Origin of the sequence: Nocardioides sp. (genome assembly GCF_050699375.1) — a bacterium.
Lineage (GTDB): Bacteria > Actinomycetota > Actinomycetes > Propionibacteriales > Nocardioidaceae > Nocardioides.
This window is the reverse complement of record NZ_JBOHDN010000208.1, coordinates 1-5860: the sequence shown is the minus strand read 5'-3', so window position 1 is coordinate 5860 and position 5860 is coordinate 1. Positions and strand designations below refer to the sequence as shown.

The window sequence follows — 5860 nt, the reverse complement described above, 5'->3', positions numbered from 1 at the left end:
GTTAGGATCTGGGCGTCCGTTGTCTCGGAGAGGGGACTTGAAGGTGCATCCTGGGGCTCGTCGTCGAGCGGCGCTCGTTTCTCTTGCCAGCCTGGCGCTCGTCGCAACCGCATGCTCGGGTGATCTCCCGGCGTCGGTGGAGGAGGGCACCGAGGTCACTGTTGCCTGGGCGGGGTCTCTGACGAGCACGAACCCGGCCAGTGCCGCGAACGTGACCGACGGGAATCTCGACATCGCCTCGCTGACGAGGGCGGGGTTCGGCAGGACGGTCAACGACACCGTGGAGCTGGACGAGACCTTCGGCAAGGTCACGATGGAGGGCGACGACAAGCAGGCCCGGGTGCGCTATGACCTGGCCAAGCCCAGCTGGTCCGACGGGGTGCCGATCGACACTGCGGACCTCATGCTCGCCTGGGCGGCCTCCTCCGGCTACTTCCGCACCCCGAAGGAGGGGAGCCCCGACGGCAAGGTCGACTTCGGCGGGGTGACGACCGGCTTGGCCAAGAGTGCCTACATCCCCGAGATCGACGAGGGCGCCCGCGCGATCGAGGTGCCGCTCGTGGTGCCGGTGGTCGACTGGCGTACGGCGCTGGACGTCGCCGTCCCCGCTCACGTGGTCGGGCAGAAGGCCCTGAAGATCGAGGACCCGATCGAGGCCAAGGAGGTCGTCGAGACCGCGATCGAGGAGTCCGACACCGCGAAGCTGACGAAGATCGCGGAGGCGTGGACCTCCGCGTTCGCGGTCGCCGAGGACGGCAAGGCCTCCGAGGAGGCCCTGCTCTCCAGCGGTCCCTACCGGGTCGCGAAGATCACGACCGACGAGGTCGGCCAGGAGGTCGACCTGGAGCCCAACCCGGAGTACGCCGGCGAGGCCAAGCCGACCTACGAGCAGGTCCGGCTCACCCCGAGCTCGGCCGACGCGCTCGAGAACATCGGCGACAAGGTCGACGTCGTCCAGGTCACCCCGACCAAGGGCAACCGGAAACAGGTGCGGGACCTCGAGCGCCGCGACTACGGCGTCGCGAACGCGAACGACGGCACCATGTGGGCGCTGATCCTGCGGACCGACCGTGGGGTGTTCAAGCGCAAGGACGCGCGTACGGCCTACCTGCGGGCCGTCCCCAGGGGCGACGTCTCCGAGGGCGGCGCCGGCGAGTGGGCCGAGGCGTACGAAGCCACCGACATCGTGCTGTTCCCGCCGGGTGGGGAGGGCTACCAGATCGCAACCGAGGACTCCGGGTTCTCCACCAAGTTCGGGGCCTCCGAGGACGCGAAGGCCCCGCGTGGTGCCTCGGTCTGCGTGTCCTATGACAAGTCGAGCGCCTACGCAAAGGGGGCCGTCGACGCCCTCGCGAACGCCGCCGACGACGAGGGTTGGACCACCACCGACTGTGGCGCGCCCTCGGCCGACAAGGTGCTCGCTGGGAACCGCTGGAATGCCGTGCTCGCACGGATCCCGATCCCGCAGACCCCAGACGAGATCGCCGAGCAGTGGGGCAGCAAGGGCGGAGAGAACGCGACCGGTCTCGGCAACCGAGAGCGGGACCGGCTCATCGACGAGCTGGCGCGAACCGCGGACCCCTACGCGGCCCGCGACGTACGCGTCAAGATCGAGAAGACGCTCGTCAAGGACTCCATCATCGTGCCTATCGCGATGAACCCGACCGTCACCGTGGCCGACAAGAGCGTCGACAACGTACGTCCTCGGTCCGGCCCGGTCGCGCCCCTGGTCTCGACCGTGGTGGAGTGGTCTCCGACGAAGAAGTGACCTGATCTGTCGGGTCAGGCCATGACTGTCCGGGTGATGAACGCGCGCGGTCAGGACTCGTGCGATTTGGGTGGTTGGTTCCTGAGTCGCGCACATAAGGTTCGGGCATGACGACGCTTCATCCCGGGACTGTGTTCGGCCACTATCGACTGGATCGCATTCTCGGCGAAGGCGGTATGGGCGTCGTCTACGACGCGTTCGACACCAAGCTGGAACGCCAGGTCGCCCTGAAGATGGTGCACGCTCACCTCGCCGACCGGCAGTTCGTCGACATGTTCATCCGCGAGGGGCAGACGCTGGCGCGGATCAGGTCGCCGCACATCATCGCGATCTACGACATCGGCGAGCAGCAGGGCAGCCCGTTCATCGTCACCCAGTTCATCAAGGGCGGGGACGTGACCGGCCTCGTACGTTCGAAGGGGCCGTTGGCGCCACACCTGGCGTGCCTGGTGAACGCGCAGGTGGCGGAGGCGCTCCACGACGCCCACCAGGCGGGGATCATCCACCAGGACGTGAAGCCGTCCAACGTACTGATCCGCAACCCGAACAGCCCGATCGACCTCGGCGGATTCCTCTGCGACTTCGGGATCGCGACCTCGTCATCGGACTCGCCCGCCGGAGGAGTCACCGGCACCTGGAACTACCTGGCGCCGGAATACATCCGCGATGACCGCGACGCGCAGGGCCGGCCGATCGCACCGGCGCCCTCGCGGGACATCTACGCCGCCGGCTGCATGCTCTGGTTCACGCTGACCGGCAAGGTTCCCTACTCGGGTGCGGCAGTGCAGGTCGCGATGGCCCACCAGAACGCGCCGATCCCGCAGTTCGTCGGCGACGACGAGTGGACCCGGGCCGCCAACCGGATCCTGCAGCTCTCGATGGCGAAGGACTCGCGGAGCCGCTACCAGAGCGCGACGGCCTTCAAGGACGACCTGCTGAAGCTGCGGGAGATCACCGCACCCGCGCAGCTTCTGCCGGCGCCGTCCATGACGGACCCCAACCCGGCGCCGATCCCGGTCGCCGCCGTACGGCCACCGTCCGAGAGCGAAGCCATCCTGATCGAGGAGGCGGAGCGCCCGTCCAAGATCACGCCCCTGCGGGTAGGGGCGGCGATGGTCGGTGTGGCGGCTCTCGGGGTCGGTGGGGCACTGGCGATCACTCAGCCATGGGTCGAGCACGGCCCCGAGCCGATCGTGCCGACCGTCAAGGGCGCTGCGTACGCGGATGTGAACGGTGACAAGTTCGGGGATGTGGTCACGAACGTCGCCAACCCCGACGGGAACGGGGTCGACGTGGTGACGTGGAAGTCGGACGGCCGCACCTTGGTCCCGTCGAAGCCGGTCACCGTCGACGATCCCGCGCTCCCGACCGATGACACCGGAGGCGAGGTGTTCCCGTTGTGCGCCGACTTCAAGGGCGACGGAGAGAACTCGCTGGTGACCTTCGTCCGGGGCAAGAAGGGGCTCAGCTTCGACGGCGCGCTCGAAGGCGAGATCAAGGCGCCGGCCGGGGTGGTCGAGCAGGGCAAGAAGATGACGGGCTCGACGTTCTACTACGACCTGGGGGCTACCGACTTCGACGGGGACGGTGTCGCCGACCTCTTCATGTCGACGCGCTACGGAAACCCCGACCCCAACCTCGACAGGCAGGGACGGACGGTCGGTGACGGCACCGTGTGGGTCTACCGCGGCACCGGGACGGGCTTTGCCGAGCCGAAGCTCTTCGCGACCTACCCTGCCACCCCGGCGGAGCACGCGGCGGTAGGTGACTTCACCGGCGACGACAAGGCAGACGTGGTGGTGCTCAACCGCGCCGACGGGGCGCCGGAGGACATGACGCTGACGAACGGGACCTCGACGCTCGACCTCTACCAGGGAGATGGCGCGACCGTCGCGCCGGCGAAGCCGTTCTCGTTCAAGCACCAAGGGATCAGCTCCTTCCTCGCCGGTGATGTCAACGGCGACGGCCGCGACGAGGTGATCGCCGAGGAGAACGGCCGCGGGTCGAGCCAGTCGATCACGGTCGGGACCTTCAGCGACGACATGGCGGAGCTCAAGGTGGCCATCCGGGGGAGCCTGCCCAAGCCCCGTGACATGGCCGAGAACAACTCGAGATACCCAGCCACCGTGGCCGACGTGAACGGCGACGGGTTGACCGATGTCGTCGCGACCTATCGGGACACCACCAGCAGCCCGTACGAGTTCTATGTCGCCCTGGCCTCGAAGAGAGGGCCGTTCGAAGGTCACGCGATGGCGACCTGGAAGAAGTCCCCAGACGACCTACACCTCTACAACCTCATGGGAGGCACTCTCGGATGAGCGATTCCAACAACGCCGCCGACGACCCCGACAAGACGGTCATACGTCCCCGCGTCCGTCGGCCGGACGGCCCTTCCTCCTCGCCCCCACCGCCGCCCCCGTTCGTTCCGTCGGCGGCCCCGCCGGCTCCACCCCCGGCTCCGCCCACGACGCCACCCCCGGCTCCGCCCACGACGCCGCCGACGCCTGCGCCCACGCCGCCGCCTCCGCCAGTCACCGGGCCCGCGGCGGTCCAGACCCCGCCGGCTCATGGTGCTGCTCCGGAGTCGACTGCCGGCACCACTGCGGGCACGATCGGGCCGTACCGTCTCGACCAGAGGGTCGCCGGCAATGACACGGCGGTCGTATACCGGGCCACCGACACCCGCCTCGACAGGCACGTAGCGGTCAAGGTTCTCCTGGGTGGCAGCGCCAGGGACCCGGAGTTCGTCTCCCGCTTCGAGAAGCAGGCCACGCTCATGGCCAGGCTCGACTCGCCGCACATCATGAGCGTCTACACCAACGGACGCACCGAGGACGGCGCCCCCTACCTCGTCTCCCAGTACGCCGAGGGCGGCGATCTCGGCACCCACCTGACGGCACATGGTGCTTTCCCGGGGCCGGTGGCTGCCGACATCTGTGCCCAGATCGCCGATGGTCTCGCCGCGATCCACTCCCCGGAGGTCGGGGTCGTGCACAGCGACGTGAAGCCGTCGAACATCCTGCTGCGCGACCTGAAGAGCCCGCCGTACGCCTACCTGTCCGACTTCGCGGCGGCGCGCGCGGACGACTCCACCAACGCCAGACCTGGTGCGCACTCCGGTGCCTGGGACTACCTCGCACCCGAGCGCGCGATGGGCGCCGCGGCCACGCCGGCGAGCGACCTCTACTCGCTGGGCTGCCTGTTCTACGAGCTGGTCACCGGGTCGGTCCCCTACCCCGGCGCCAACGACGTCGAGACGGCGATGGCGCACGCCTCCCAGCCGATCCCCACCCTGCCGGGCCGTGACGACTTCACGCTCCAGGCCAACGACCTTCTATCCGGCCAGGGTGGTCTGCTCACCAAGGACCCCGCCCAGCGGACCGATGACGCGGTGAGGGTGCGTGACCGGCTCGCCGCCATGGCGGGTCGCCAGATGGGGTTCGCCTCCGGCGCGTCCGTCACGCTCAAGCGCGCCAGGACCAAGTGGTGGATCGCGGCAGGAGCGGCCCTCGCCGTCATCGTCGCCGGCGGAGTCGCGCTCGGGGTCACCCTCACCACCACGGAGAACACCCCCGTGAAGCCCAAGCCCGCGGTTCGGGGAGACGTCACGGGGGACCGAAAGGGCGACCTGGTGCTCGGCGCGCCCTTCGGTGACGTCAGCTTCAACTGGGAGTCCAACGCCGCCACCTCGTTCGCGTCCACCGGCAAGGGCTTCGAGGCCGGCAGCACCAAGAACCTCAAGTACGGCAACCTGCTCGGTGACCTGGATGCCGACGGCCGCGTCGACGTCGTCCAGATCTCCGGGGCGGGATCGTCGTTCAAGGTCGACTCCAACGCCAAGGACCAACCCGACGGCGCCATCCAGGTGCCGGTGTCGGGGAAGCGCCTCGCGATGTTCTGCACCGACTTCAACGGCGACGGTCGTGACGACATCGGCATGATCTCCGTCGGCAACGGGACCAAGCTGCCCTCCGACGACGCGGCACTCGGAAAGCTCAAGGACCTCAAGCTCCATGTCACGGTGATGCTCAGCAAGGCGGACAACACCTGGGCCAAGAGCACCGACTGGTACGAAGGTACGTGGCAGGGGAC

General features: G+C 68.6%; 3 protein-coding genes. All 3 read left to right on the top strand.

Going from position 1 to position 5860, the window contains the following annotated elements:
* Positions 1–211: 211 nt before the first annotated feature.
* Positions 212–1768, top strand: a complete 1557-nt coding sequence (locus tag ACRDPS_RS15415) for an ABC transporter substrate-binding protein (protein WP_431502530.1) — start codon at positions 212–214, stop codon at positions 1766–1768.
* A gap of 107 nt (positions 1769–1875) precedes the next feature.
* Entirely contained in the window at positions 1876–4086 is a 2211-nt protein-coding gene (locus tag ACRDPS_RS15410; protein WP_431502529.1) for a protein kinase domain-containing protein, read from the top strand.
* On the top strand, positions 4083–5860 hold a 1778-nt coding region (locus tag ACRDPS_RS15405; RefSeq protein WP_431502528.1), incomplete at its 3' end, for a protein kinase domain-containing protein. The genes ACRDPS_RS15410 and ACRDPS_RS15405, both read left to right, overlap by 4 nt.